General features: G+C 34.4%; 4 protein-coding genes. All 4 read right to left on the bottom strand.

The features are described from left to right. Positions 1 to 119: 119 nt before the first annotated feature. Positions 120 to 548 carry a hemerythrin domain-containing protein gene (locus AB4623_RS23760; protein WP_010431952.1) on the bottom strand — a complete coding sequence of 143 codons (429 nt, stop codon included), beginning with the start codon at positions 546 to 548 and terminating at the stop codon, positions 120 to 122. A 70-nt stretch (positions 549 to 618) separates the two neighbouring features. Further along, complete coding sequence (locus AB4623_RS23755) at positions 619 to 816, bottom strand: hypothetical protein (RefSeq protein ID WP_010431955.1); 198 nt, start codon at positions 814 to 816, stop codon at positions 619 to 621. Positions 817 to 824: 8 nt separating this feature from the next. Beyond that, positions 825 to 995, bottom strand: a complete 171-nt coding sequence (locus tag AB4623_RS23750; RefSeq protein ID WP_010431958.1) for a DUF1328 domain-containing protein — start codon at positions 993 to 995, stop codon at positions 825 to 827. A 42-nt stretch (positions 996 to 1,037) separates the two neighbouring features. Beyond that, positions 1,038 to 1,583: a BON domain-containing protein gene (locus AB4623_RS23745; protein ID WP_102497202.1), complete on the bottom strand. Its 546-nt coding sequence runs from the start codon at positions 1,581 to 1,583 to the stop codon at positions 1,038 to 1,040. Positions 1,584 to 1,876: the final 293 nt, after the last annotated feature.

Raw genomic sequence — 1,876 nt, 5'->3', positions numbered from 1 at the left:
ATATTTATCCGTAAATTTATCTATCTCTAAATTAAATAAAAGAAGGGCTCAAGAATGAGCCCTTAGCTTGATAACAAAGCAGTTTTATACTTATTTAAAGAATTTGATTACTTCGTGATTCAAGCAACCTCTTTTTCATATTTACGAGCTAATGTTTCTTTTTGTTCAGTATCTAAGACTCGACCTGCGGTTTGAAAAAAACGCTGCTCTTCTTCTTCTAAATGATGTTCAACCTTATCTTTTAATGTTTTCATTAAAACAAGCCAAGCTGGTGAAGACATCTCTGTATCATCGAGTTGAGCGAGTATTTTGTCGATTCCATGATGTTCAGCGATTCCATGTCTAGTCATGTCAATGGATTGATCACTCTCGATCAAAGGTGCATAAAAATGGCGCTCTTCTGCAATCGCATGCTTGGTTAACTCATCCTTAAGGTTAACATAGAGTTCTTGCCTAGCTTGTGTGTCTCCCGAAGTTTGGAGTAACGCATCCATCAAAAGTCGTTGCTTTTCATGACTGTCTTTGAGCACATCAAATATATTTTTCATGTCTAATTCCTACTTCATTGGTTTATTTTTATGAGGATTTTGGCATCTCATTGCACTCTAGATGACAGTTCTAGCAATCTTCATCTTTCGCATCTAAATGCTCTTTAATATTTTCACAGCTATCTTCTATTGCGTTTTGAGTATCCTCTACAGCCTCATCTACATTTTCCCCGGCTTGTTCCATCGGACCTTCATCACTACATGCCGCAAGTGCAAATGTAATACCCACAATAGTTAAAAAACGGTAAGCGTTCGATTTGATGTTCATATAAACTCCTAATGTTTGTTTTTATTCAGCAACATAATTACCACTGAAACCAGTAGTGATATTGCAAATATATAAAATATGATCTTTGCTACTGTCGCAGCAGCCCCAGCGATACCACTAAATCCCAAGAGGGCGGCAATAATTGCGACAATAAAAAATATTAGCGACCAGCGAATCATCGTTATTCCCCAATTTTTAATAAATTACCAATTGTAGAGAGGTTAAATAATATTTAATTTATCCACCACTCTCTCTACATTCGGGGTATTATTTGCTATAGATAAAGCTAAGTCGTGTTCACTGCTTGATGAAACTGAACCTTTCAAGATAACCACACTGTTTTCGGTTTCAACTTGAATATCGCTACCACTAACATTGGTATTCATTAATAAACGAGTGATTACCAGTGTCTTTATGTGAGCATCAGTCAAAGCTTGTACGGCTGCGGGTGTTTTTTCTTTGTCTTCATCAATCACTGTAAGTTCGTTTTTTACAGACTTAACGTCATCTAGGCTTAGCACTAACTCTTCTGCCAAATCTTTCTCTGTTTCATTTTTAACCGAGCCAGTTAAAGTAACCACTCGATTTTTAACGTAGGTGTTGATGTCAAATGAGTTTAAATTAGTATTCAGTAATAAAGTCGTTTCTGCTTTTCCATCAATCCACGCATCGAAAGTTTCTTTTTCCCACATGCTATTAGCAAAAACAGTTGATGAAGAAGTTGCAATCAAAGTAGCTAATAATATTTTACTTGTAGTATTTCTCATTAATTATTTCCTCTAGTTAACTGACACTTGTACAATTGCAACCAGCATGCCAACTTTTTAACTAACTGAAAATAAAGGATTTACACTTTAATTTTAAAAATTTACCATTGGTAAAATAATCGGAGGTGTATTAATTACACTAGTATTTTGTAAAAATTATCATCAATGGAGATCCTAGAATAATTAGTATAAATACTATTAATTAGCCACGTCTACTATTAGTAATATTGTAACTACATTTAAAAGATGGCGTACAGTAAACGATAGATTCGTATTTTAAGGACATCATGTTA

Origin of the sequence: Vibrio sp. 10N.222.52.C12 (assembly GCF_041474215.1) — a bacterium.
GTDB lineage: Bacteria > Pseudomonadota > Gammaproteobacteria > Enterobacterales > Vibrionaceae > Vibrio > Vibrio crassostreae_C.
This window is presented reverse-complemented; position numbering and strand designations above follow the sequence as displayed.

What these genes read in the sequence shown, in the direction of transcription:
- AB4623_RS23755 (WP_010431955.1), bottom strand. Translation starts at nt 816, where the DNA reads ATGAACATCAAATCGAACGCTTACCGTTTTTTAACTATTGTGGGTATT.
- AB4623_RS23745 (WP_102497202.1), bottom strand. Translation starts at nt 1,583, where the DNA reads ATGAGAAATACTACAAGTAAAATATTATTAGCTACTTTGATTGCAACT.
- AB4623_RS23750 (WP_010431958.1), bottom strand. Translation starts at nt 995, where the DNA reads ATGATTCGCTGGTCGCTAATATTTTTTATTGTCGCAATTATTGCCGCC.
- AB4623_RS23760 (WP_010431952.1), bottom strand. Translation starts at nt 548, where the DNA reads ATGAAAAATATATTTGATGTGCTCAAAGACAGTCATGAAAAGCAACGA.